22 protein-coding genes and 1 pseudogene are annotated in these 23,895 nt (G+C 37.1%); 17 read left to right on the top strand and 6 right to left on the bottom strand.

Features of this window, described 5'->3' with window-relative positions; translation table 11 throughout:
• Nucleotides 1-37 precede the first annotated feature (37 nt).
• Nucleotides 38-1,951, top strand: a complete 1,914-nt coding sequence (locus EGX95_RS20940; RefSeq protein WP_001026323.1) for an ABC transporter permease — start codon at nucleotides 38-40, stop codon at nucleotides 1,949-1,951.
• A 96-nt stretch (nucleotides 1,952-2,047) separates the two neighbouring features.
• A complete protein-coding gene (gene pheA, locus EGX95_RS20935) occupies nucleotides 2,048-2,899 on the top strand; it encodes a prephenate dehydratase (protein ID WP_000621734.1) in 852 nt (283 codons plus the stop codon).
• A gap of 63 nt (nucleotides 2,900-2,962) precedes the next feature.
• Here pheA and EGX95_RS20930 read toward each other — a convergent pair whose 3' ends face one another.
• The 3 genes from EGX95_RS20930 to EGX95_RS20920 all read right to left on the bottom strand — a co-directional run bounded on the left by EGX95_RS20930 (nucleotide 2,963) and on the right by EGX95_RS20920 (nucleotide 5,374).
• Nucleotides 2,963-3,610, bottom strand: a complete 648-nt coding sequence (locus EGX95_RS20930) for an MOSC domain-containing protein (protein WP_001217663.1) — start codon at nucleotides 3,608-3,610, stop codon at nucleotides 2,963-2,965.
• Between the two features lie 79 nt (nucleotides 3,611-3,689).
• Nucleotides 3,690-4,232: a transcription repressor NadR gene (locus tag EGX95_RS20925; RefSeq protein ID WP_000812272.1), complete on the bottom strand. Its 543-nt coding sequence runs from the start codon at nucleotides 4,230-4,232 to the stop codon at nucleotides 3,690-3,692.
• Entirely contained in the window at nucleotides 4,232-5,374 is a 1,143-nt protein-coding gene (locus EGX95_RS20920) for an IscS subfamily cysteine desulfurase (protein WP_000973746.1), read from the bottom strand. Before EGX95_RS20920 ends, EGX95_RS20925 begins: the two co-directional genes overlap by 1 nt.
• A 153-nt stretch (nucleotides 5,375-5,527) precedes the next feature.
• Here EGX95_RS20920 and nadB point away from each other — a divergent pair, with 153 nt between their 5' ends.
• From nadB to EGX95_RS20895, 5 genes and pseudogenes are all read left to right on the top strand, one after another.
• Nucleotides 5,528-7,057 carry an L-aspartate oxidase gene (nadB, locus tag EGX95_RS20915; RefSeq protein ID WP_001138550.1) on the top strand — a complete coding sequence of 510 codons (1,530 nt, stop codon included), beginning with the start codon at nucleotides 5,528-5,530 and terminating at the stop codon, nucleotides 7,055-7,057.
• Nucleotides 7,058-7,076: 19 nt separating this feature from the next.
• Nucleotides 7,077-7,910, top strand: coding sequence for a carboxylating nicotinate-nucleotide diphosphorylase (gene nadC / locus EGX95_RS20910; RefSeq protein ID WP_001092218.1), 834 nt, complete (start codon nucleotides 7,077-7,079; stop codon nucleotides 7,908-7,910).
• Between the two features lie 30 nt (nucleotides 7,911-7,940).
• Complete coding sequence (gene nadA, locus EGX95_RS20905) at nucleotides 7,941-9,047, top strand: quinolinate synthase NadA (RefSeq protein WP_000025295.1); 1,107 nt, start codon at nucleotides 7,941-7,943, stop codon at nucleotides 9,045-9,047.
• Nucleotides 9,048-9,272: 225 nt separating this feature from the next.
• A pseudogene (gene safA / locus EGX95_RS31160) lies at nucleotides 9,273-9,429 on the top strand (SafA/ExsA family spore coat assembly protein); the annotation flags it as partial.
• 1,864 nt (nucleotides 9,430-11,293) lie between these two features.
• Nucleotides 11,294-11,935, top strand: a complete 642-nt coding sequence (locus EGX95_RS20895) for a YhcN/YlaJ family sporulation lipoprotein (protein ID WP_001093542.1) — start codon at nucleotides 11,294-11,296, stop codon at nucleotides 11,933-11,935.
• A gap of 74 nt (nucleotides 11,936-12,009) precedes the next feature.
• On the opposite strand, the gene EGX95_RS20890 is transcribed toward EGX95_RS20895, so the two are convergent.
• On the bottom strand, nucleotides 12,010-12,378 hold the full coding sequence (locus EGX95_RS20890) for a hypothetical protein (RefSeq protein ID WP_001033734.1): 369 nt from the start codon (nucleotides 12,376-12,378) through the stop codon (nucleotides 12,010-12,012).
• A 451-nt stretch (nucleotides 12,379-12,829) separates the two neighbouring features.
• Here EGX95_RS20890 and EGX95_RS20885 point away from each other — a divergent pair, with 451 nt between their 5' ends.
• The 7 genes from EGX95_RS20885 to yajC all read left to right on the top strand — a co-directional run bounded on the left by EGX95_RS20885 (nucleotide 12,830) and on the right by yajC (nucleotide 17,895).
• Nucleotides 12,830-13,360, top strand: a complete 531-nt coding sequence (locus EGX95_RS20885; RefSeq protein WP_000871195.1) for a BofC C-terminal domain-containing protein — start codon at nucleotides 12,830-12,832, stop codon at nucleotides 13,358-13,360.
• 201 nt (nucleotides 13,361-13,561) lie between these two features.
• Entirely contained in the window at nucleotides 13,562-14,179 is a 618-nt protein-coding gene (gene ruvA, locus EGX95_RS20880; RefSeq protein ID WP_000464508.1) for a Holliday junction DNA helicase RuvA, read from the top strand.
• Nucleotides 14,180-14,184: 5 nt separating this feature from the next.
• Nucleotides 14,185-15,186: a Holliday junction branch migration DNA helicase RuvB gene (gene ruvB / locus EGX95_RS20875; protein ID WP_000344461.1), complete on the top strand. Its 1,002-nt coding sequence runs from the start codon at nucleotides 14,185-14,187 to the stop codon at nucleotides 15,184-15,186.
• On the top strand, nucleotides 15,183-15,383 hold the full coding sequence (locus EGX95_RS20870; RefSeq protein WP_000138162.1) for a DUF2905 domain-containing protein: 201 nt from the start codon (nucleotides 15,183-15,185) through the stop codon (nucleotides 15,381-15,383). Before ruvB ends, EGX95_RS20870 begins: the two co-directional genes overlap by 4 nt.
• 19 nt (nucleotides 15,384-15,402) lie before the next feature.
• Nucleotides 15,403-16,455: a tRNA preQ1(34) S-adenosylmethionine ribosyltransferase-isomerase QueA gene (queA, locus tag EGX95_RS20865; protein WP_000354028.1), complete on the top strand. Its 1,053-nt coding sequence runs from the start codon at nucleotides 15,403-15,405 to the stop codon at nucleotides 16,453-16,455.
• Nucleotides 16,456-16,467: 12 nt separating this feature from the next.
• Nucleotides 16,468-17,607, top strand: coding sequence for a tRNA guanosine(34) transglycosylase Tgt (gene tgt, locus EGX95_RS20860; RefSeq protein ID WP_000125362.1), 1,140 nt, complete (start codon nucleotides 16,468-16,470; stop codon nucleotides 17,605-17,607).
• Nucleotides 17,608-17,634: 27 nt separating this feature from the next.
• On the top strand, nucleotides 17,635-17,895 hold the full coding sequence (yajC, locus tag EGX95_RS20855) for a preprotein translocase subunit YajC (RefSeq protein WP_001068066.1): 261 nt from the start codon (nucleotides 17,635-17,637) through the stop codon (nucleotides 17,893-17,895).
• A gap of 36 nt (nucleotides 17,896-17,931) precedes the next feature.
• On the opposite strand, the gene EGX95_RS20850 is transcribed toward yajC, so the two are convergent.
• On the bottom strand, nucleotides 17,932-18,315 hold the full coding sequence (locus EGX95_RS20850; protein WP_000349147.1) for a TIGR04086 family membrane protein: 384 nt from the start codon (nucleotides 18,313-18,315) through the stop codon (nucleotides 17,932-17,934).
• Between the two features lie 102 nt (nucleotides 18,316-18,417).
• Here EGX95_RS20850 and EGX95_RS20845 point away from each other — a divergent pair, with 102 nt between their 5' ends.
• Nucleotides 18,418-19,065, top strand: a complete 648-nt coding sequence (locus tag EGX95_RS20845; RefSeq protein ID WP_000455384.1) for a DUF421 domain-containing protein — start codon at nucleotides 18,418-18,420, stop codon at nucleotides 19,063-19,065.
• Nucleotides 19,066-19,094: 29 nt separating this feature from the next.
• Here EGX95_RS20845 and spoVB read toward each other — a convergent pair whose 3' ends face one another.
• Complete coding sequence (spoVB, locus tag EGX95_RS20840) at nucleotides 19,095-20,654, bottom strand: stage V sporulation protein B (protein ID WP_000198288.1); 1,560 nt, start codon at nucleotides 20,652-20,654, stop codon at nucleotides 19,095-19,097.
• Between the two features lie 172 nt (nucleotides 20,655-20,826).
• On the opposite strand from spoVB, the gene EGX95_RS20835 reads away from it, so the two are divergent.
• Together EGX95_RS20835 and secDF are read left to right on the top strand one after the other, a co-directional pair.
• Nucleotides 20,827-21,111: a post-transcriptional regulator gene (locus tag EGX95_RS20835; protein WP_000886980.1), complete on the top strand. Its 285-nt coding sequence runs from the start codon at nucleotides 20,827-20,829 to the stop codon at nucleotides 21,109-21,111.
• A gap of 270 nt (nucleotides 21,112-21,381) precedes the next feature.
• A complete protein-coding gene (secDF, locus tag EGX95_RS20830) occupies nucleotides 21,382-23,646 on the top strand; it encodes a protein translocase subunit SecDF (protein WP_001119088.1) in 2,265 nt (754 codons plus the stop codon).
• The last annotated feature ends 249 nt before the right edge of the window (nucleotides 23,647-23,895 follow it).

Here is a 23,895-nt window from a genome sequence, read left to right as displayed (position 1 = left end):
CTTTTTGCCTATGTAGTAAGTTACAGGAGGACGATAGATGAACATTCGGCAACTAGCGCTGCAAAATATAAAAGGAAATTGGCGTAATTATAAAGTGTTTTTCTTAAGTAGTTGCTTTGCAATATTTGCGTCTTTTGCATACATGTCTGTTATTGTACATCCGTATATGCAAGAGACACTGTGGTATCAAAACGTACGCTGGGGACTTGTTATATGTAATGTTATTATCATTTCTTTTTTCGTCATATTTATTTTGTACTCCACTTCTATTTTCATAGAGGCACGTAAGAAAGAATTAGGATTATATATGTTAATGGGAGCAACGAAATCTAACGTAATTGGTGTAATTATGACCGAGCAAATGTTGATCGGGGTATTTGCTAATATTTTTGGTATTGGGCTTGGCATGATTTTTTTAAAGCTCTTCTTTATGGTGTTTAGTATGTTACTGGGGCTTCCGAAAGAACTCCCTGTCATATTTGACTTGAGAGCAATTGGGGGAACATTTATTGCGTATATGGTCGTATTTATTGTCTTATCATTTATAAGTGCTTTACGTATATGGAATATAAAAATCATTCGGTTATTGAAAGAATTTCGAGCAGATAAAAAAGAGAAGAAAGCATCAATGTGGCTTTGTATATTCGGATTTATTTGTTTAGGTATAGGATATGCGTTAGCGTTACAAGCGACCATACTAACGATAGCGGTCTACTTTTTCCCTGTGTCTATACTTGTCTCTTTCGGAACGTATTTTTCTTTTACACACGGCACTGCTCAAATATTAGAAATAATAAAACGAAATAAAAAGATTATGTATACATATCCGTATGTATTTATAGTGAATCAATTGTCACATCGAATGAAGGAAAATGGTCGCTTTTTCTTTATGCTTTCTATGGCAACGACATTTGTAGTTACAGCAACAGGTACGGTGTTCTTATATTTTTCTAGCATGCAAGATATGTGGCGAGATGGGGGCGCACACTCATTTTCATACATAGAAAAAGGTGTTTCTACCCATGAAGTCTTTGAGGAAGGTACGGTTGAACAATTACTGCATCAATATGGATATGATGATTTTCAATTTATGAGTTTTGTTGGAGTGTATGCATCTTTTCAGTCCAACAAGGGAGAAGCAGAAGTAGCGCCGCTCATTAAAGAAAGTGAATACAATCAGGAGGCAAGAAAACAAAAACAGAAAACGTATCATCCTAAAAAAGGAACTGTTACACTTGTTTTTTATAATAAATACAATCGTTCGAATATATATAATCAAAAAGAGATTCAATTACAAGTAATGAATCAAACGTATCCATTCGTATTTAACGGTCAGAAAGAAGGGGTGCAATTTAACTATCATCTTGCGCACATTAACGGTCTGTTTTTCGTCATGAATGATGAAGATTTTGACAGAATAGCAAATAAGGTTCCGGATTCTGAAAAAATGATGTATAGAGGATATACATTACCAAATATCGAAAATACGAAAAAATTAAATGAAGCTTTACGGAAACATATAAAACAAGATGATAATAACGCATTTCGAAGTAATATGGAGTTATATGTGAATATGAAAGAGTTCGGCGATATTACTCTATTTGTAGGCTCATTCATTAGTATATTATTCTTTCTTACTTCATGTAGTATCGTATATTTTAAATGGTTTCATAATATTTCATCGGATAGAAAGCAGTACGAAGCGCTATCTAAGCTTGGAATGACGAAAGAAGAAGTGTGGAAGATTTCTCGCTGGCAATTGTGTATGCTATTTTTTGCGCCTATTATAGTCGGGAGTATGCATAGTGCGGTTGCGTTATATACATTTCATAATACAATCTTTATGGATGGTTCATTACGAAAAGTAGGCTTGTTTATTCTATTTTATATTGTTGCATGCATCGTTTATTTCTTTTTTGCTCAAAGAGAATATAGGAAACATTTAGACTAGCAAATGCTAGTCTTTTTTTAATATTCGAAATTTACATAGAAGAATATAAAAAAGTATGGTATAACAGTAAGAAAACGAAAAAGAGGGGAAAAGACGATGATTCGAGTAGGATATTTAGGACCAGAAGCAACATTTACAAATATGGCGGTGAGTCGTTTTTTTCCGGAAGCAGAGCATGTATCGTATCGAACGATTCCAGACTGTATGGATGCAGCTGCAAATGGAAATGTAGATTATGCAGTGGTACCATTGGAAAACGCCATAGAAGGTTCAGTGAATATAACGGTTGATTATCTTGTACATGAGCAACCACTTTCTATTGTAGGAGAAATTACAGTGCCCATTCAGCAACATTTACTTGTACATCCGCAGTATGCAGAAGTGTGGGAAGAAGTATATGCAGTGCATTCTCATCCACACGCTATTGCACAATGTCATAAGTTTTTAAATGAAGAATTAAAAGGAATAACTGCCCGAGATATGACATCAACAAGTGCTGCTGCGCAATATGTAAAAGAACATCCTGAAGAAAAAATTGCTGCCATTGCAAATGAAGCAGCTGCAGAGAAATACGGATTAACGATTGTAAGGCGAAGCATTCATACACATAAAAATAATCATACACGTTTCCTAGTGCTCCATAAGAAAAAGAAAGCAATACTCTCAAATAATGGAGAAAACCGCGGAGAGAAAACGACGCTTATGATAACGTTACCTGCTGATTATGCAGGAGCACTATATCAAGTGTTATCAGCTTTCGCATGGAGAAAACTAAACTTATCAAAAATCGAATCGCGTCCGATGAAAACAGGACTTGGAAATTACTTTTTCTTAATCGATGTCGACAAAGCATACGATGACGTATTATTGCCAGGCGTAACGATGGAACTTGAAGCACTCGGTTTTTCTGTGACGGTGCTGGGGAGTTATTCTTCTTATTGGTTATAAGGGGGAGTTAGGTTATACCGTGTGATAGATTAATAAAATCCCACCTATAGATGGTGGGATTCTTTATTTTAACTTCGCAAGACGCTCTTCTAATTGACCACGCCAAACGTCAGCTAGTTCTGGAACAGCAAGAATCTTTTCGATGCCATCTCTATCTTTTCTATTATGAAAATAAATTTCGTTAGAGAACAAGACAGAAACATTACCCGGTTGACGTTCTAGTAATTTGATTTTTGAATCTTTACGTACAGTACCTTCCTGAAGAACGCGGCATAGGTAGCCAGTAAATCCAGTTGCTACAATGCGCGGCAGTATGCCAGGAATACCGAGGCGTTTTGAAATCGTACTACAAGGTACTCTTGCTTGTGTCACCTGAATGATTGCTTCACCTAATTTGTATGTATCTCCGATGCAAACATCACGCTCTAACATATTTGTTACGGTAATGTTTTCGCCAAATGCAGAAGCGGGGAGTGTTGTTTGGAATTCTTCTTTCCATAGTGCGTAATGCTCGTGTGGATACACGCAAACGGCGCGATCAGGTCCCCCATGGTGTTTTAAATCCGCTACGTCATCACCAAGGAAGCCATCTTTTGAGAGAAAAGCTTCTTCCGTAGAATCTTTACATATACCTGTTATCATTTCTTTATCTTCGCCATATTTCATTTGTTTCGGTTTGCCAATGCTAAAGTGAACGAGTTCAATTCTCATATTTGATCTCCTTTACAATTGATTACAATATTATAGCATTAAAAAAGCACAGAGAATTATAAAAACTCTGTGCTTTACATTAATAAACGAGAAATCCTGCTTTATCTAAAGCCTCGCAAGCAGCATCTAATTTTTCTTTTGAATCTGCCTCAATAGTATGTAAGTGAATACCGTCTGTTAATTGCGATAGATAGGAAGCATTTGTGTTTTCGATTTTTTGTAAATATTGCTCTACATCAAAGCGATTGCTTACCATGATAGATGCTGTTAAGTCACCGTATACAGGATGCTCTACTTTTACATCTTTAATTGTAACGCCGTGGTCAACAAGCATTGTAAGTTCTTGACGTACTTCTGCTGGCTTATGTTGGCATACAATTACGCGTTCGAAAGCTTGCTGTTTTTCTTGTGGTTTTAAATATAAATAGCCTTGAGCAGTCGCAATGATCGGTTCGTTTCGTGCTTTAAGCAAGGAAATATCTTGCACGATAACTTGTCTACTTACGTTTGTCTTTTTCGATAGTTCATTCCCCGATAACGGTTCATTTGCAGCGAGAAGCCACTGAAGGATAAGCTGTCGTCTTTCTTCACCTAAAATCTTTTTTTGTTCATTTTGTTTCATTATGATTTAACACCTCTATAAAATTGATTTCCAATTGTGTGTAGTGCATGAATAGTAGTATCAATTTGATCTTTCGTTGTTTGTTGTCCGAAAGAGAAGCGGACATATTGTTTTGCCTCTTCATACGTTTTTCCAATTGCAAGCATTGTTTTCGAAGGTTCTTGTTTACCAACTTGGCAAGCACTTCCGGTAGAAATGGCAATACCATGGCGATTACATTCTAGCATTGTATATTGGCCTTCTATTCCTTTTATTGTAACCCCAATAATATGTGGTAAACAAGAAGTAGAATGACCTTCTACTTCAATTTTTAGTGGAAGTGTTCGTATTTGCTCTAAAAAGTAAGATCGTAACCCTTTAAAACGTAAACTTTCTTCTTGTTGATTTTTTAATATATTCTCAGCAGCTGTTAAAAAAGCTGCGATGCCAGGAACGTTCACTGTACCTGGACGAAATCCTTTTTCGTGAGAAGTCCCCGGAAATATTTGTGTCCAGCGAACTTGCGGATTGATATAGCAAGCGCCAACACCCTTCGGTCCGTATATCTTATGTGCTGAAACAGAAAGACTATCAATCCCCATCTCAAAAACATGGATAGGAAGTTTACCAAAGGTTTGTACACAATCTGAATGAAATAAAACGTTATATTTTTTTAAAAGTGCCCCAATCTCTGCGATATTTTGAACGGTTCCGATTTCAGAGTTTCCGTGCTGTATACTTGCTAGAACAGTATCTTCTGTAATAGCTTCTTCTAAATCTATTAAACGAATGAGTCCATTTTTATCAACAGGAATTTCAGTAATTGTATACCCTTTTGATTGTAAGGATTGAAAATAACTTCGAATGGATGCATGTTCCATAGGTGTCGTAATAATATGCTTCTTATTTTGGGCATTGAGAAGGGACTGAATCGCAAGGTAGTTCGATTCTGATCCACCGCTCGTGAAGAATATCCCTTGTTCCTTTCCGCCAATCATTTCGGCAAATGTTTTTCTACAAACTTGTAGTAAAGAAGAGGCCGTTCCTCCAATATCGTGTAAACTTTGTTCATTTCCGAAGTATTGCGATGCTGCTTTCGTATATGTTTGTAATGCTTCCGCGCTCATAGGTGTAGTAGCTGCATAATCAAGATATATCATCATGTAAGTTCCTCTCTCTAGTAAGAGTTACATTTCTTTTATTTTTTTAAATGGTAGTGAAAATAAGAATTATAAAAAAACTCTTGTCATTATTTTAAAACTATGTAAATATAGGTGTCAAGACAGTTGAAAAGTGTAAAGTAGGAGGCAACAATTATGCCAAGTGCAGATGTCTTAATTATTGGAAGTGGCGTTGCGGCACTTCGTGTTGCAAAAGAGATTTGTCACGAAAAGAATGTGATTATTATCACAAAGGAAACAAATCGTAATAATAATACATATTTAGCGCAAGGTGGAATTGCCGCAGCCGTAGCTACATATGACAATCCAAATGATCATTTTGAAGATACGTTAGTAGCAGGATGTCATTATAACAATGAAGATGCGGTTCGTTATTTAGTTGAAGAAGGGCCGAAAGAAATGAATCATCTCATTGAAAGTGGAATGAAATTTGATGGAGATGAAACGGGTCCTCACCTTGGAAAAGAAGGTGCACATCGAAAACGCCGCATTTTACATGCAGGTGGCGATGCGACAGGAAAGAATTTATTAGAGCATTTCATTCAAGAAGTAGTTCCGCATGTTACGGTAGTGGAACAGGAAATGGTGCTTGATTTTATTATAGAAAACGAAAAATGTGCTGGAGTTTTAACGCGAGATAGTGAAGGGAAGTTGAAGCGTTATGATGCAGATTATACGGTGTTAGCTTCAGGGGGGATTGGCGGTCTATACGCCTTTACTTCTAATGACAAAACAATTACGGGTGATGGACTTGCAATGGTGTACCGCGCAGGTGGGGAGCTCGTAGATTTAGAGTTTGTACAATTCCATCCAACGATGTTATACGCGAGCGAGCGATGTTGCGGTCTCGTCTCTGAAGCAGTCCGCGGTGAAGGAGCTGTCCTTATAAACGGAAAAGGGCAGCGTTTTATGATGGATATACATCCAGATCATGATCTCGCACCGCGTGATGTAGTGGCAAGGGCGATTCATGAACAGCTTTTGTCGGGTGAAAAAGTGTATTTGAATATCGAGTCTATTCAAAATTTCGAAGAACGTTTTCCAACTGTATCAGCATTGTGTAAAAAGAATGGTGTTGATATTACTAAAAAACGCATTCCAGTCGTACCCGGTGCTCATTTTCATATGGGTGGCGTGAAAACAAACATTGATGGGGAGACGTCTATTCCAAATTTATATGCAGTCGGTGAAGTAGCTTGTAATGGGGTTCATGGAGCAAATAGATTAGCGAGTAATTCATTATTAGAAGGTCTTGTGTTTGGAAAAAGAATAGGACAGCATCTTTTAACGAAAGCGACAAAAGACAGATTGAACAACTTTGCTGAGAAGGAAAAGAAGTTTATCGTTCTGAATCATTTGCCGACGAAAGAAGAAATACAAGAATGCATGATGAAATATGTTGGGATTGTGCGAACAGAGCAGAGTTTATCTTATGCAAAGAGATGGCTTAGTAAGTACGGTGTTCGAAATATGATATTACAACATGATGTTCTTACAAATGAAGAGATAACGCTTATGAATATGTTAACAGTTTGTGAGCTTATCGTCGTATCAGCTTTGCAAAGAGAAGAAAGCATTGGTGGCCATTATCGAAGTGATTACCCACATAGAAATAGCGTAAAAAAAGAAATCGTTCGAGTGAAAAGAAAACTACAACTTGTGTAATGAGGGGAAGAGGGGCTTTATGAATACGATAAAGGTTAAAGAAGCATTAAATCGATTTTTTCTAGAAGATATAGGAGAAAGAGATGTAACATCTCAGCTTATTTTTCCAGATAATTTACTTTCAAAAGGAACGTTTCTTGCAAAGGATACAGGAGTCTTTGCGGGACGTTTAGTCATTGAAGAAGGGTTTAAATTAATTGATGAGAGAATTAAAGTGGAGCTTCATAAAAAAGATGGAGATCTTGTAGAAAAAGGCGAAATAATTGCAACTGTCCAAGGACCAATCGCATCGTTATTAACGGCAGAGCGCGTTATATTAAACGTTATCCAGCGTATGAGCGGGATAGCGACAATGACACATAAAGCTGTTTTTGCTTTAGATAGCAGCCATACACGCATTTGTGATACGCGAAAAACGATGCCAGGGCTACGTATGTTTGATAAGTATGCAGTTGTATGCGGAGGCGGATTTAATCACCGTTTCGGCTTATATGACGGTGTCATGATCAAAGACAATCATATTGCTTTTGCTGGTTCTATTACGAAAGCTGTTACATCGGTGAAAGAAAAATTAGGACATATGGTGAAAGTAGAAGTAGAAACAGAAACTGAGGAACAAGTGAGGGAGGCTGTAGCTGCTGGTGCAGATATTATTATGTTTGATAACCGTACGCCAGATGAGATTCGAGAGTTTTCAAAGATTGTACCAAGTGCCATTGTTACCGAAGCTTCAGGAGGTATTACCATTGAAGATTTATCGAAATACGGAAAAACAGGGGTAGATTATATTTCACTTGGAGCATTAACACATTCAGTGAAAGCACTTGATATTAGTTTCAATATTGAGGCGTAAGGAAAGTGGTTTAGAGGGGGAGAAAGAAATATGAGTATTTTAGAAAAAGTGCAACCAATTGAAACGATGTTACCAGAGCGTTATTACACGATGTCAACAGAAGATATGGAAAAGCGGGTTCGTGAAATTAAAGAAAAAATGGGGGAAACACTATTTATTCCAGGCCATCATTACCAAAAAGATGAAGTGGTACAATTTTCTGATGCAGCAGGAGATTCACTTCAGCTTGCGCAAGTTGCAGCGAGCAATAAAGAGGCGAAATATATTGTATTTTGCGGTGTACATTTTATGGCAGAAACAGCAGATATGTTAACGACAGATGAACAAGTTGTCATCTTACCAGATATGCGTGCAGGTTGTTCGATGGCAGATATGGCAGATATTGAACAAACAGAAAGAGCATGGAAAGAGCTCACGAAATTATTTGGAGATACGATGATTCCGTTAACGTATGTAAACTCTACGGCTGCAATTAAAGCGTTTTGCGGTCGTAATGGCGGAGCAACAGTAACTTCTTCTAATGCAAAACAAATGGTATCTTGGGCGTTTACACAAAAAGAGCGTCTCGTCTTTTTACCAGATCAACATTTAGGAAGAAATACAGCGTATGATTTAGGTATCCCGTTAGATAAAATGGCAGTATGGGATCCGCATACTGATTCATTAGAGTACGATGGAGATATAGAAGAAATTCAAGTGATTTTATGGAAAGGGCATTGTTCAGTTCATCAAAACTTTACAGTGAAAAATATAGAGAATGTACGAAAAAATCATCCGGATATGAATATTATTGTGCATCCGGAATGTTGCTATGAAGTTGTAGCTGCTTCGGATTATGCAGGTTCAACGAAATACATTATTGATATGATTGAATCGGCCCCATCTGGAAGTAAATGGGCGATTGGTACAGAAATGAATTTAGTGAACCGCATTATTCAACAACATCCAGATAAAGAAATTGTTTCACTTAACCCCTTTATGTGTCCGTGTTTAACGATGAACCGAATTGATTTGCCACACTTATTATGGGCGCTTGAAACGATAGAAAGAGGAGAAGAAATTAACGTTATTAGCGTAGATAAACAAGTGACCGAAGAAGCGGTTCTTGCATTAAATCGTATGTTAGAGCGTGTATGAAGCAGCGGGATTCCGGTGCTTTTTTTCATACACATAATCATAACGAGAACGAAATGGGCATACATTGTTTTGAAGAAATCATTGCGATTTTTTTATGCTTATTCCAATTCAAATGATATTGAAAATCGAAGAAGTGATGAAAGTGAAAAGAAGTTAACGTTATGTAGAAAGAGTTACTTCATGAGATTTGTTACTTATAGATAAGTTATACAGGAGGGGGAAAATTTGAAAATTCATATCGTGCAAAAAGGGGATACCCTTTGGAAAATTGCGAAAAAGTACGGAGTGGATTTTGATACGCTGAAAAAAACAAATACACAACTTAGTAATCCAGATTTAATCATGCCAGGTATGAAAATTAAAGTACCATCAAACAGTGTTCACGTGAAACAACATGCTGGTGCAGGCTCAGCACCTCCAAAACAATACGTAAAAGAAGTACAACAAAAAGAATTTGCAGCAACGCCAACGCCGCTTGGAATAGAAGATGAAGAAGAAGTTACGTATCAATCAGCGCCAATTACGCAGCAGCCTGCTATGCAACAAACTCAAAAAGAAGTGCAAGTAAAACCACAGAAGGAAATGCAAGTGAAACCACAAAAAGAAGTACAGGTAAAACCACAGAAGGAAATACAAGTGAAGCCACAAAAGGAAGTACAGGTGAAACCGCAAAAAGAGGTGCAAAAAGAACAGCCAATTCAAAAAGAAAAACCAGTTGAAAAACCGTCAGTGATTCAAAAACCACCTGTTATAGAAAAACAAAAACCAGCGGAAAAAGAAAATACGAAGTTTTCGGTAAATGTGTTACCGCAGCCGCCGCAACCACCAATAAAAACGAAAAAAGAATATAAAATTTCAGATGTAATTAAAAAAGGAAGCGAGTTAATTGCTCCTCAAATTACTAAAATGAAACCTAATAACATCATTTCTCCGCAAACGAAAAAAGATAATATAATATCACCGCAAGTAAAGAAAGAAAATGTAGGAAATATAGTATCACCGCAAGTGAAGAAAGAGAATGTAGGAAACATAGTGTCACCACAAGTGAAGAAAGAGAATGTAGGGAATATAGTGTCACCACAAATAAAGAAAGAAAATATAGGAAACATAGTGTCACCGCAAGTGAAGAAAGAAAATATAGGAAACATAGTATCACCACAAGTAAAGAAAGAAAATGTAGGAAATATAGTGTCACCAAATGTATCGAAAGAAAATGTAGTGATTCCGCAAGTAATACCGCCAAATATTCAAGTGCCAAACATCATGCCAATGTTGGATAACAATCAGCCACCAAATATAATGCCAATTATGGATAACAATCAGCCACCAAATATAATGCCAATTATGGATAACAATCAGCCACCAAACATCATGCCAATCATGGATAATAATCAGCCACCAAACATCATGCCAATCATGGATAACAATCAACCACCAAACATCATGCCAATCATGGATAACAATCAACCACCAAATATAATGCCAATTATGGATAATAATCAAATACCAAATATGATGCCAATTATGGATAACAATCAAATGCCAAACATGATGCCAATTATGGATAACAATCAAATGCCGAACATGATGCCAATTATGGATAACAATCAAATGCCAAACATGATGCCAATTATGGATAACAATCAAATGCCAAACATGATGCCGATTATGGATAATAATCAACCACCGAATATGATGCCATATCAAATGCCGTACCAACAGCCTATGATGCCGCCGAATCCGTATTATCAACAACAAAATCCATATCAAATGCCATATCAGCAAGGAGCACCGTTTGGACCGCAATATACGTCTATGCCAAATCCAAATATGATGCCGACAGATAATAATATGCCGCCGCTCGTGCAAGGAGAGGAAGATTGTGGATGCGGAGGAGAGAGTAGGCTATATAGTCCGCAACCTGGAGGGCCACAATACGCGAATCCTTTATATTATCAACCAACTCAATCAGCATATGCACCACAGCCAGGAACGATGTATTATCAACCAGATCCACCAAATGTATTTGGGGAGCCAGTTTCAGAAGAAGAGGATGAAGAAGTTTAAAAAAGGTGGGATGATTCCCACCTTTTTTGTATGTAGATTCGTTCTGGAAACGGAAGATTTACACCAAATGTTAGAAAATCCCCAGTGAAATATTAACAGTGTAAAAACCTTCTCTGTTACTCATCATAAGAGGGAGCTTTTCAGAAGAGAAGTTCATTCTAACAGAGGGGGTTTTTGTATTGAATACGAAAGTAAAAGTGATTGCTGCTTCTTTGTTAGTTACTAGTGCATTAGCTGCATGTGGTACACCAAAAAACAATGCAATGGATGGACGTAACTACAATTACGAGCGTACATCTTATAATGATACACACCAGTATCGTGATAATGTGACGCGTAACGATCGTTATACAGACTATGTAACATATAGAAATGGTCGTAACGATACAGGATATAACTATTACCGTGATGTAAATTACAACGGTCAAATTGCTAATCCGCATCCAACACGTAATATTACAATGAACAATTCATACATTAACAATGATGGTAAAACTGCAGAAAGAATTACAAATCGTGTGAAACGTATGAATAACGTAGACCGTGTGTCTACAGTTGTATATGGAAACGATGTGGCGATTGCGGTAAAACCACGTAACACAGTGACAAATGAAACGGCGATGGCGAACGAAATTCGTCAAGCTGTTGCAAATGAAGTTGGAAACAGAAACGTATATGTTTCTGTAAGAAATGACATGTTTACTCGTGTCGATGCAATGAGTACACGCTTACGTAACGGTACAGTTACAAACGACTTTAATCGTGACATAGTAAATATGTTCCGAGACATTCGTTACGGTTTAACTGGTACAGTACGATAGCGAAATAAAAGAGGAAGGGTAGCCCTGCCTCTTTATTGCTTTTGACTATAGTATACATTTGAACTCTATATACTTTATCTATAGAGTGCTTCTTCTAGCATTTTTTCACCATCTTCTTTTATTTTATCAGGATTGTTTTTATAATGGGAATCCCATTTGTTATACTCTTTACATTCATCGCTATTTAGAAACTCTGGACAACCGTTACTTGAGGAAGATTTAGTATTGTATTCTGAATTATTATTTTCACTGGAAATATCAATATCATATTCAGAAGAGGTGTTATTAACGGAATCATCATCTTCGTTGTCTTCATCATTAATGGGATTGGTATTAAGATATGAATCGTTTTCGTAAATGTCATCTTTTATTGAATCATTTGAGCAACTTGATAAGATGAATAGAGATGTAATAAGTAAGGTTAGTTGTAGTATTTTGTTCATAATAACTTTTCTCCAATTCTATTTTAAAATTCGATTAATCAATTATTGCATTTTAAAGCTTTTAATTCCATATAAAACCATTTTTATTGAATAGAAAATATATATAGAATAAATACAAAACAAAGATAATAAAAAATATCTTGTTTTTTATTTTTATTAATGTTATATTAGCAAAGCGATGAGCTAATTTACGTAAGACGAGAGATATGCTTAAGTGCTAAACACGCGAATGTGGTCGCCTGGTCTCTCGCCGTAAACGCATCAAGACGCCTGCTTTGCAGGCGTCTTTCATTTTATATAAAACAAATGCTAGTGCAGATAAGGATAAAACTTTATCTGCATTTTTTTATTTTTGAGAGAAATGTAATACGGTCATTTATATGGATAAAACCCCCATTTCCGGAAAAACTACTAATGAAAGTATGATCTTGCCTAAAAGAGGTGAACGGAAATGAAATGGATACTGATTGCGATGCAAGCTTTCGTTATGATGTTTTGTTTCGTTTATGGAACGAGTGCGAAGGCGGAAGGGCCAGTACCAGAAGTAACAGAGAAAGACCCTCAAGTTACAATTTTATTAGAGCGAATGTATGTTGATGGAGAAGTAAGTGAGGAAATCTTTACAGAAAAAGTAGCAAACTTAGAAAAGTTTTTACAGCAGTATAAAGAATGGCAGCTCGTTGATCGTGATGATGTACAAATCGTATTACAAAAGAAAGTTGACGATATTTCTCCGTTATTAAAAACGAGCGGTTATTTTGGAGTGTCAGAGGAAGGGATATTACAAATTTTCAAAGGTGTACCGAAAAGCGATAATGCGATTCATTCCTTCTTTCAAATTGATATGAAAAAGCTCGAGAGTTATGAGCGTGCGAAATTGAAACGTGGTATTCGTATTAAATCAAAAGAAGGTTTTGTGAAGACGATTGAAAAAATGAAACAATATGCAGTGCAAAATAAGAAAAAAAGCAGCTCATGGTGAGCTGCTTTTTTTCTTATTTATTTTTATCTAAAATTTGTTTTGCGATTTCATCGATTAGCATATCTTTTCCGATTGGATTGAAAGCTTTCGTAGGAAAATAACAGAAGTTTCAAATAGAGAACATTTGTTGGGGCAGTCTCGCTTTTCTATCATTAAATATGTTAAAATGGAATACATGATTTAAGAGGGAGAGATCGTATTTTGTTTGAATATGTTACAGGTTACGTGGAGTATGTAGGACCGGAATATGTCGTAATTGATCATAATGGAATTGGTTATCAAATTTTCACACCGAATCCGTATGTATTTCAAAGAAGTAAGCAAGAAATCCGTGTCTATACATATCATTATGTGAGAGAAGATATTATGGCGCTTTACGGGTTTAAAACACGTGAAGAGCGTTTATTATTTACAAAGTTGTTAGGTGTGTCTGGTATTGGACCAAAAGGCGCTCTTGCAATTTTAGCTTCTGGTCAAACAGGACAGGTCGTTCAAGCGATTGAACATGAAGACGAGAAGTTTTTAGTGAAGTTCCCGGGCGTCGGAAAGAAAACAGCACGCCAAATGATTTTAGATTTAAAAGGAAAACTAGCAGACGTTGTACCAGATGCATTTGTTGATTTATTCTCAGACGAAGAACGTTTTGATGAGAAGAAAGGTTCGTCAGCTGAGCTTGATGAGGCGCTGGAAGCTCTGCGCGCACTTGGATACGCAGAACGAGAAGTTTCTCGCGTTGTACCAGAGTTATTAAAAGAATCATTGACGACGGATCAGTATATTAAAAAGGCACTTAGTCTTTTACTAAATGGTAAGAGGTGAGTATAATGGACGAACGTCTCCTTTCAGGGGAATCTGCATATGAAGATGCGGATTTAGAATATTCATTACGGCCACAGACGCTCCGTCAGTATATTGGCCAAGATAAAGCGAAACATAATTTAGAAGTGTTTATTGAAGCGGCGAAAATGCGTGAAGAAACGTTAGATCACGTGCTTTTATATGGACCACCAGGTCTTGGTAAAACGACGCTTGCGAATATTATTGCCAATGAAATGGGCGTAAATGTTAGAACAACTTCAGGACCGGCAATTGAAAGACCAGGTGATTTAGCAGCTGTATTAACATCGCTTCAACCAGGGGATGTATTATTTATTGATGAAATTCATCGTTTGCATAGATCAATTGAAGAAGTACTATATCCTGCGATGGAAGATTTTTGCCTTGATATTGTAATTGGAAAAGGACCTTCAGCACGGTCTGTACGTTTAGATTTACCGCCATTTACATTAGTTGGAGCAACGACGCGTGCAGGTGCGTTATCAGCGCCGCTTCGTGACCGTTTCGGTGTGCTTTCAAGATTAGAGTATTATACAGTAGATCAGCTTTCTGAGATTGTTGAACGTACAGCAGAAGTATTCGAAGTTGAAATTGACTCGTTAGCCGCACTAGAAATTGCAAGACGTGCTCGTGGTACACCTCGTATTGCAAATCGTTTATTACGACGTGTACGAGATTTTGCACAAGTTCGTGGTAACGGAACGGTTACGATGGAAATTACACAAATGGCATTAGAATTGCTGCAAGTAGATAAATTAGGTCTAGATCATATTGACCATAAATTATTGCTTGGTATTATTGAGAAGTTCCGTGGTGGTCCAGTTGGATTAGAAACGGTTTCGGCAACGATTGGAGAAGAATCTCATACGATTGAAGATGTGTATGAGCCGTATTTATTACAAATTGGCTTTTTACAACGAACGCCAAGGGGTCGAATTGTAACGCCACTTGCATATGAGCATTTCGGAATGGAGATGCCAAAAGTATGACGGAGATGCCAAAATTGCTTATTACAGCAGGGATCTTACTTATCGTTGTTGGCTTAGCTTGGAAGTTCATTGGAAGACTTCCAGGCGATATTTTTGTGAAAAAAGGAAACGTTACCTTTTATTTTCCTATCATTACATGTATTGTGTTAAGTATTGTATTATCTTTTATTATGTATATAATAAATCGATTCAAATAAGAAATAGGTGGATATAGTTATGGATATTAATCTGTTTGATTTTCATTTACCAGAAGAACTTATTGCACAAGTCCCATTAGAAGAGCGTGAAACATCAAGATTAATGGTGTTAGACCGTGAAACAGGCGATATTGAGCATAAACATTTTACGGACATTCTTTCTTACTTACATGAGGGGGATTGCTTAGTTTTAAATGAAACGAAAGTAATGCCTGCTCGTCTGCACGGTGTGAAAGAAGATACAGGCGCACACATTGAAGTACTTCTTTTAAAACAAGAAGAAGGCGATAAGTGGGAGACGCTTGTTAAGCCAGCGAAACGTGTAAAAGAAGGAACTGTTATCTCTTTTGGCGAAGGAAAATTAAAAGCAACTTGCACAGGAACTGCAGATCAAGGTGGACGTCAGCTTGAATTTTCATATGACGGCATCTTCTATGAAATTTTAGATGAACTTGGAGAAATGCCACTTCCTCCATATATTAAAGAGACGCTAGAAGATCGCGATCGCTATCAAACAGTATATGCGAAAGAAATCGGTTCAGCAGCAGCGCCGACAGCAGGACTTCACTTTACAGAAGAGTTACTGGAGAAGTTAAAACAAAAAGGCGTTGAGTTAGCTTTCATTACACTTCACGTAGGGCTTGGAACATTTAGACCAGTTTCTGCTGATACGATTGAAGAACACCATATGCACGCAGAATATTACCATATGTCTGAAGAGACGGCGGCATTATTAAACCGTGTAAAAGAGAATGGTGGACGTATTATTACGGTAGGTACGACTTCAACTCGTACGTTAGAAACAATTGCGACAGATCATGACGGCAAGCTTTGTGCTGCTTCTGGTTGGACAGACATTTTCATGTACCCAGGTTATGAATTTAAAGCAATTGATGGTTTAATTACAAACTTCCATTTACCGAAATCAACATTAATTATGCTTGTAAGTGCATTTGCAAACAGAGATAATGTACTTCATGCTTATAATGAAGCAGTAAAAGAAAAATATCGTTTCTTTAGCTTTGGTGATGCAATGTTCGTTGCCTCTCACGCTAAAATGGGAAACAAATAAAAGGAGTAAATTATGACAGCAATTCGTTATGAATTTATTAAAACTTGTAAACAAACAGGTGCCCGTTTAGGACGTGTACATACGCCGCACGGTTCATTTGATACACCAACATTTATGCCAGTTGGTACACTTGCAACAGTTAAGACAATGTCACCAGAAGAATTAAAAGCAATGGATTCTGGCATTATTTTAAGTAATACGTATCATTTATGGTTACGTCCAGGTCACGAAATCATTCGTGAAGCAGGCGGTTTGCATAAATTTATGAACTGGGATCGTGCAATCTTAACGGACTCTGGTGGTTTCCAAGTATTCAGTTTAAGTGACTTCCGTCGTATTGAAGAGGAAGGCGTTCACTTCCGTAATCACTTAAATGGAGATAAATTATTCTTATCACCAGAAAAAGCAATGGAAATTCAAAATGCATTAGGATCAGATATTATGATGGCATTTGATGAATGTCCTCCATTCCCAGCTACTTTTGAATATATGAAGAAGTCTGTAGAGCGTACAAGCCGCTGGGCAGAGCGTTGTTTAAAAGCGCATGAACGTCCACAAGATCAAGGTTTATTCGGTATTGTACAGGGTGGGGAGTTTGAAGAGCTTCGCCGTCAAAGTGCAAAAGACCTTGTTTCAATGGACTTCCCTGGTTACGCGGTAGGTGGTTTATCTGTAGGTGAGCCGAAAGATATTATGAACCGTGTACTTGAGTTTACAACACCACTTCTTCCAGACAATAAGCCACGTTACTTAATGGGAGTAGGTTCTCCTGACTCATTAATCGATGGTGCAATTCGTGGTATCGATATGTTTGACTGCGTACTTCCAACTCGTATCGCTCGAAATGGTACATGTATGACAAGTGAAGGCCGTCTAGTTGTCAAAAATGCGAAATTCGCAAGAGACTTCGGTCCGCTTGATCCAAACTGTGATTGCTATACATGTAAAAATTACTCTCGTGCGTACATTCGTCACTTAATGAAATGTGATGAAACGTTCGGAATTCGTTTAACGTCTTATCACAACCTTCATTTTCTGTTAAACTTAATGGAGCAGGTGAGACAAGCTATTCGTGAAGACCGTCTTGGCGATTTCCGCGAAGAATTCTTTGAACAGTATGGCTTTAATAAACCGAATGCTAAAAACTTCTAATACATAATTTAAAAGGAGGAACAAAAGATGAATCCAGGTATGATGAATATCGTTATGATCGTTGCGATGTTTGCGATTTTCTATTTCTTATTAATTCGCCCGCAACAAAAACGTCAAAAAGCAGTTGCTCAAATGCAAAGTGAGTTAAAAAAAGGTGATGCTATCGTAACAATCGGTGGCTTACACGGTACAATCGAATCAGTAGATGAGACGAAAATCGTTATTAAATCTGGTGGTTCACACTTAACTTTCGATCGTAATGCGATTCGTGAAGTTGTGAAAAACTAATGAGGAAGGCCCTGCATGAAATGTGCAGGGCTTTTTTTAGTTATTTTGTTTGGACATATTTACACCGAAAATGCCACCAAGTGTACTCGCACCCATTAATGCTAATTGGTAAAGTAACTGTGAGTTCGATAAAGTTTGAGAGAAACCTAAATAGTTAACTAGAAAAACAAGTATAGTGAATGTAAGTCCTGTTGAGAAGCCTACTAGCCAACCTTTCCCTTGTGCTTTTTTGCCGGCAGTAAACCCGGATATAAGCATAGATAAAAGTGCTAGTATAAAAATAGTAACAGCTAATGTTCCTTCATTCATATCTGTAAATTTTAATAAAAGAGCCATAATCATGCTAGTAACTGTTGCGAGAATTAATAGGATAACGATACCGAAGCCGATTGCAGTTGATAATTTTTTCGTTCCATCCATTTATACATTCCCCCTTTTTAATACAAGCATATTTTCCTTTTGCCTAAGTTAGACTATTTTCTTTTTTATAGGGGAGTCTATACGTAAAAAGGAGATGTAGAAATGGAATGGGTATCAATCATTGGCCGGACGATGCTTTTGTATATCATCATCTTAATTATTTTTCGTCTTATGGGTAAACGTGAAATTGGAGAGCTAAGTGTATTAGATTTAGTCGTATTCATTATGCTTGGTGAAATGGCAGTAGTCGCAATTGAAAATACCGATAAATCACTTTGGCACCAATTAGTTCCGATGACTTTTCTCATGTGTATACAAATTATTTTGTCAGTTATTTCGTTAAAGTATCAACGATTTCGGCATTTAATAGAAGGTGAGCCGGCTATTCTTGTAAATGCGGGAAAGATTGATGAAAAGAAGATGAGAAAGCAACGTTATAATATAGATGATTTAATGATGCAATTAAGGGAACAAGGAGTTGGAGACATCCGGGATGTAGAATACGCTATTTTAGAACCATCTGGGAAGTTATCTGTCTTTCAAAAACAAAAAGGCGGGCAGGATGTATTACAGTTTACTCTTCCTCTTATTATCGATGGCGAAATTCAATCGAATCATTTGCAAATGATTGAACATACAGATGAGTGGCTTGTTGGAAAATTAAAAAACTTAGGCTATAACGATGTAACACAAATTTTATACTGTAGCTTTCAAAATGGACAATTTTTTGTTGATTTGAAAGAAAACTAGAGGCTTACTATATGGAATAGTAAGCCTATTTACTTCAAAAATGAAAGTTTTCGAATGATAGGGAGACGACTTAACTCTTCTTTTCGAATGAGCTTGAAAATGAAGAGGAGCACAATATAAACGAGTGTTGTTAAAGCGATTTCCCATAATGTTTGTATGCCAAGTGAATGAGAGAAAACTATATACTTATGAAGGTAAAAACCGAAGGAGCCTGCGATACCGATGGTAAGTCCGCCAAAAATATAGTCTTTTGCGTAAATGGTAAATGTAATTTTCTTTAAAACAGTAGCATAATGAAGAAATGTTACCGTTACGATATTTGCTGCAATTGCAAGGGCAACCCCCATCATTTGAAACTCTGGCCTTGAAGCTAGTACGAAAATAACGATTAATTTCACGATTGCACCAATAAACGTATTCATCATGGCCGCACGTGCTAAGTTTAAAGCTTGTAAAACAGAGGTAAGTGGACTTTGAAAATAATGAAATAAAAAGCAAGGTGCAAGAAGCTGGATGAACGCTGTTGCACTATCCGATCCATACATAAGAGTTAAAACAGGAGAAGCAAATACGTATAATATAACGACTGACCACCCGCCAGTAATGAGTGAGATCCGAAGAGCTTGTTGTAAGCGGTGTTCTACTAATTTATGCTGTCTTTTTGCCATTGCCTCGCTAATAGATGGAACGAGTGCTGTCGAAAGAGCGTATGTAATAAAGGCTGGTAGTGAAAGAAGCGGGAATGCATACCCGTTTAATATACCGTATTGCTGAGTTGCGACGGAGGCAGCAACGCCGGCAATCGCTAAGCTTTGCATAACGACGATAGGTTCAAAAAAATAGGAAACGGAACCGATTAAACGACTTCCTGTAGTTGGAAGTGCAATATCCATAAGAGAATAAAATGTCCCCTTGCTTTCCTTTACAGTAGTGAAAAATCCCGAGCGTATAGATAAATGTTTTTCGCGCTGGAATAAAGTGAGTAAAAATAATAACGATGCCACTTCACCGAGAACGGCTGATAACATAGCACCAGCTGCAGCATATTCTACGCCGTAAGGTAAAAATAATTGAATACATATAGCGATAATTGTAATGCGGACAATTTGTTCTATCACTTGGGCGTAAGCGCTAGGTTTCATATTTTGTTTCCCTTGGAAATAGCCACGTAAAACAGAAGAAACAGCAATAACAGGAACGACAGGCAAAATGGCCATTAATGGATAGTACGTTCGTTCATCAGTTAATAATGTTTTTGCTAAAATAGGTGTGAGGAGCATAATTCCAATTGTTAAAATGATACTAATAACAGATGTAACAGCTAATGATACTGTTAATATTTTTTTAACTTTTTGTTTATCATTCACAGCTTCTGCTTCTGCTACAAATTTTGCGATTGCGACAGGAAGACCGATTTGTGTTAATGTAATTGCTAGAATAAATGTAGGGACGGCCATCATATAAAGGCCAACGCCTTCTTCTCCTAAAATACGTGCCATTACAATACGATTAATAAATCCTAGAATTTTGGTAATAAAGCCGGCTATCATTAAAATAAATGCGCCTTTTAAAAAGCTTTGTCTCGTCATGGTCTTCTCCTACCTTCTCAAAATCAGTGGAATGATTTACAATAATTTATATGCACGTACGAGACAAGAATGACAAGCATTTAAGAGAGTACTCTTGAAAGTAGTTATTGCTGTCCATTAGAGCGGGATTAAAAGCGACTTTTCGTGCTGAAATAAGAAGGAGATGTTATATATGTTAGATAGAGAGGCTTTGGTAGAATCATACCGCGGACAGTTACAAGTCGTTTTAGAAAGTAAAGTAGAAGAGTTCCAAATGTTCGGCTACGACCGAGTAACAGATGATGACATTTGGAAGTTTCTTAAAGTGAAAAAGTGGAAGAAGATAGACAGTGACGTTAGATTGTATGAATTAGTTAATGACGTATTAACAGTAACAGCTAATGAATATATGACGTATTTAACTGTTGAAGCATATCAAGCCCCGCTTTGGTCATTTGATGAATATGAAAATAAATAACCGACTGCAATTGGTTTGTTCTTCCTTTTGCAGTATAATGATAGGTATTGATAATGAGGAAATAATTATGTCTAAGATCATATATAAAGGAGGTAGTGAAGAGAGAAAACAAATAATGAAAGTGTAGGTAATGTGAAAAACTTACCGACACAGCTGGTGAGGAACTAGCAAAATTATAGAAAGGAAGTCTACTAACTAGGCGTATGCACACGTGTGAAGGTGAATCGTAAAAGATTTATTTGAAGTGTTAGTAGCGGAAAGAGGGTACATATGGCAAAGCGTGGTACGAGAATTGCCGCCTTTTTCCTCATCGTTTTATTAATCGGTGGAGTAATTGGTGCGGCAGGAAAAGACATAGCAAAAGGAATTAGTCTAGGACTAGACCTTCGCGGTGGTTTTGAAATTCTTTATGAAGTAAAACCAGCCAAAAAAGGTGATAAAATTGACCGAGAGGCACTTGTAAGTACAGTAGGTGCTCTTGAAAATCGTGTCAATGTACTTGGTGTAAGTGAACCGAACATTCAAATTGAAGGGCAAGACCGAATTCGTGTACAGCTTGCTGGTGTACAAGATCAGCAAAAAGCACGTGAAATGTTATCAACACAAGCGAAATTAACATTCCGTGATGTAGATGACAACCTTCTTATGGATGGAACGGATTTAAAAGGCGGCGGAGCGAAGCAAACATTTGATGAGCAAGGTCGTGCGAGTGTAGGTCTTACACTAAAAAGCGCTGAAAAATTCCGTGAAGTAACTGAAAAAATTTCAAAAATGCCACCACCAACGAATTTAATGGTAATTTGGCTTGATTTTGAAGAAGGAAAAGATTCGTACAAAGCAGAATCTGCAAAACCGAATCCGAAGTTCTTATCAGCAGCAACAGTAAACCAAGTGTTTAACCAAGCTGAAGTATCTATCGTGGGTGGAAACTTTACAGTTGAAAGCGCGAAACAACTTTCATCTTTATTAAATGCAGGTGCACTTCCTGTTGATTTAAAAGAAATGTATTCAACATCTGTTGGAGCGAAGTTTGGTCAACAAGCGTTAGAGCAAACAATTTTCGCTAGTGCGATTGGTATCGCTCTTATTTTCTTATTTATGCTTGTATTCTACCGTTTACCAGGACTTGTAGCGGTTATTATGTTAGGTTTATACATTTTCGTTACATTACTTGTCTTTAACTGGATGCATGCAGTTCTTACGTTGCCAGGTATTGCGGCGTTAGTGCTCGGGGTAGGTATCGCGGTTGATGCGAATATTATTACGTACGAGAGACTGAAAGAAGAGCTGAAAATTGGTAAGTCAATGATGTCGGCATTCCGTGCTGGTAACCATCGTTCATTAGCAACTATTTTAGATGCGAACATTACAACACTTGCAGCAGCTGGTGTATTATTCGTTTATGGTAATAGCTCTGTAAAAGGGTTCGCAACAAGTTTAATCGTAAGTATTTTAGTCGGTTTTATTACGAACGTATTCGGTACTCGTTTCTTACTAAGTTTACTTGTAAAGAGCCGTTACTTCGATAAAAAACCAGGATACTTTGGTGTGAAACAAAAGGATATTATTCCATTAACAAAAGGTGTAGTACATCCACCGACAAGATTTGATCGTATTAACTTCGTAAATGTCGGTCATAAATTCCTTATCTTCTCGCTGGTAGTTGTAATTGCAGGTGCAATTATTTTACCAATTTTCAAATTGAATCTTGGTATTGACTTTGCGAGTGGTACACGTATCGACTTGCAATCAAAACAATCAGTTACTGTGTCTGATGTTCATAAAGATTTTAAAGAATTGAACATTGACGTGAAGGAAGAAAACATTGTACCGACTGGAGATGACAATAAGGGATTCGCAGTTCGTACATTAGGTGTTCTATCAAAAGATGAAATTGCGAAAACAAAAACATTCTTCCACGATAAATATGGTACAGATCCAAACGTAAGTACAGTTTCGCCGACAATTGGTAAAGAAATTGCAAGAAATGCATTTATCGCAGTATTAATTGCTTCTGCAGTTATCATTTTATACGTAAGTATTCGATTCCGATTTACGTACGCATTATCTGCAGTGCTTGCATTATTACATGATGCATTCGTTATGATTGTTATATTTAGTATTTTCCAATTGGAGGTAGACTTAACGTTTATCGCTGCCGTGTTAACAATCATCGGTTATTCTATTAATGACTCAATTGTTACGTTTGATAGAAACCGTGAATTATACAAACAGAAAAAACGAGTTCGCGATATAAAAGACTTAGAAGAAATCGTAAATGCAAGTATTCGCCAAACGCTTGGTCGTTCGATTAACACCGTATTAACAGTGTTATTCCCAGTAATTGCACTGCTTATCTTCGGTAGTGAGTCACTACGTAACTTCTCGTTTGCGTTACTTGTTGGACTAGTTGTAGGTACGTATTCTTCTGTTTTCGTTGCTTCTCAAATTTGGTTAATGCTTGAAAACCGTCGTTTGAAAAAGGGCAAAAACAAGAAAAAGGTTGAGAAAGTAGAATCTGAACCGCAAGTATAAAAAAGATGATGTCTCTTTATGAGGCATCTCTTTTTTCGTTTGTGGATACAATAAGATAGTTACTTTGAAATGATGAAATGGAAGAAAGTGGTGATGTTATCGCTGTTTTTGTTACAATAAAGTGAAACTTTAATCAGTGGGGGTTTTCTTCATCCCCCACTGATTATTAGCCTTCACCAATCGGAATTTTATGGGCAGCCCGACCCCCACCTAAATTTTTTGCTTTCACTGAATTTTGAGGTAGGGGTC

The sequence above is a fragment of the Bacillus sp. FDAARGOS_527 genome (genome assembly GCF_003812125.1).
GTDB lineage: Bacteria > Bacillota > Bacilli > Bacillales > Bacillaceae_G > Bacillus_A > Bacillus_A paranthracis.
The sequence above is the reverse complement of the archived record's forward strand: the minus strand, read 5'-3'. Positions and strand labels throughout refer to the sequence as shown.

What these genes read in the sequence shown, in the direction of transcription:
- EGX95_RS20940 (WP_001026323.1), top strand. Translation starts at nt 38, where the DNA reads ATGAACATTCGGCAACTAGCGCTGCAAAATATAAAAGGAAATTGGCGT.
- pheA (WP_000621734.1), top strand. Translation starts at nt 2,048, where the DNA reads ATGATTCGAGTAGGATATTTAGGACCAGAAGCAACATTTACAAATATG.
- EGX95_RS20930 (WP_001217663.1), bottom strand. Translation starts at nt 3,610, where the DNA reads ATGAGAATTGAACTCGTTCACTTTAGCATTGGCAAACCGAAACAAATG.
- EGX95_RS20925 (WP_000812272.1), bottom strand. Translation starts at nt 4,232, where the DNA reads ATGAAACAAAATGAACAAAAAAAGATTTTAGGTGAAGAAAGACGACAG.
- EGX95_RS20920 (WP_000973746.1), bottom strand. Translation starts at nt 5,374, where the DNA reads ATGATGATATATCTTGATTATGCAGCTACTACACCTATGAGCGCGGAA.
- nadB (WP_001138550.1), top strand. Translation starts at nt 5,528, where the DNA reads ATGCCAAGTGCAGATGTCTTAATTATTGGAAGTGGCGTTGCGGCACTT.
- nadC (WP_001092218.1), top strand. Translation starts at nt 7,077, where the DNA reads ATGAATACGATAAAGGTTAAAGAAGCATTAAATCGATTTTTTCTAGAA.
- nadA (WP_000025295.1), top strand. Translation starts at nt 7,941, where the DNA reads ATGAGTATTTTAGAAAAAGTGCAACCAATTGAAACGATGTTACCAGAG.
- EGX95_RS20890 (WP_001033734.1), bottom strand. Translation starts at nt 12,378, where the DNA reads ATGAACAAAATACTACAACTAACCTTACTTATTACATCTCTATTCATC.
- EGX95_RS20885 (WP_000871195.1), top strand. Translation starts at nt 12,830, where the DNA reads ATGAAATGGATACTGATTGCGATGCAAGCTTTCGTTATGATGTTTTGT.
- ruvB (WP_000344461.1), top strand. Translation starts at nt 14,185, where the DNA reads ATGGACGAACGTCTCCTTTCAGGGGAATCTGCATATGAAGATGCGGAT.
- EGX95_RS20870 (WP_000138162.1), top strand. Translation starts at nt 15,183, where the DNA reads ATGACGGAGATGCCAAAATTGCTTATTACAGCAGGGATCTTACTTATC.
- queA (WP_000354028.1), top strand. Translation starts at nt 15,403, where the DNA reads ATGGATATTAATCTGTTTGATTTTCATTTACCAGAAGAACTTATTGCA.
- tgt (WP_000125362.1), top strand. Translation starts at nt 16,468, where the DNA reads ATGACAGCAATTCGTTATGAATTTATTAAAACTTGTAAACAAACAGGT.
- yajC (WP_001068066.1), top strand. Translation starts at nt 17,635, where the DNA reads ATGAATCCAGGTATGATGAATATCGTTATGATCGTTGCGATGTTTGCG.
- EGX95_RS20850 (WP_000349147.1), bottom strand. Translation starts at nt 18,315, where the DNA reads ATGGATGGAACGAAAAAATTATCAACTGCAATCGGCTTCGGTATCGTT.
- EGX95_RS20845 (WP_000455384.1), top strand. Translation starts at nt 18,418, where the DNA reads ATGGAATGGGTATCAATCATTGGCCGGACGATGCTTTTGTATATCATC.
- spoVB (WP_000198288.1), bottom strand. Translation starts at nt 20,654, where the DNA reads ATGACGAGACAAAGCTTTTTAAAAGGCGCATTTATTTTAATGATAGCC.
- EGX95_RS20835 (WP_000886980.1), top strand. Translation starts at nt 20,827, where the DNA reads ATGTTAGATAGAGAGGCTTTGGTAGAATCATACCGCGGACAGTTACAA.
- secDF (WP_001119088.1), top strand. Translation starts at nt 21,382, where the DNA reads ATGGCAAAGCGTGGTACGAGAATTGCCGCCTTTTTCCTCATCGTTTTA.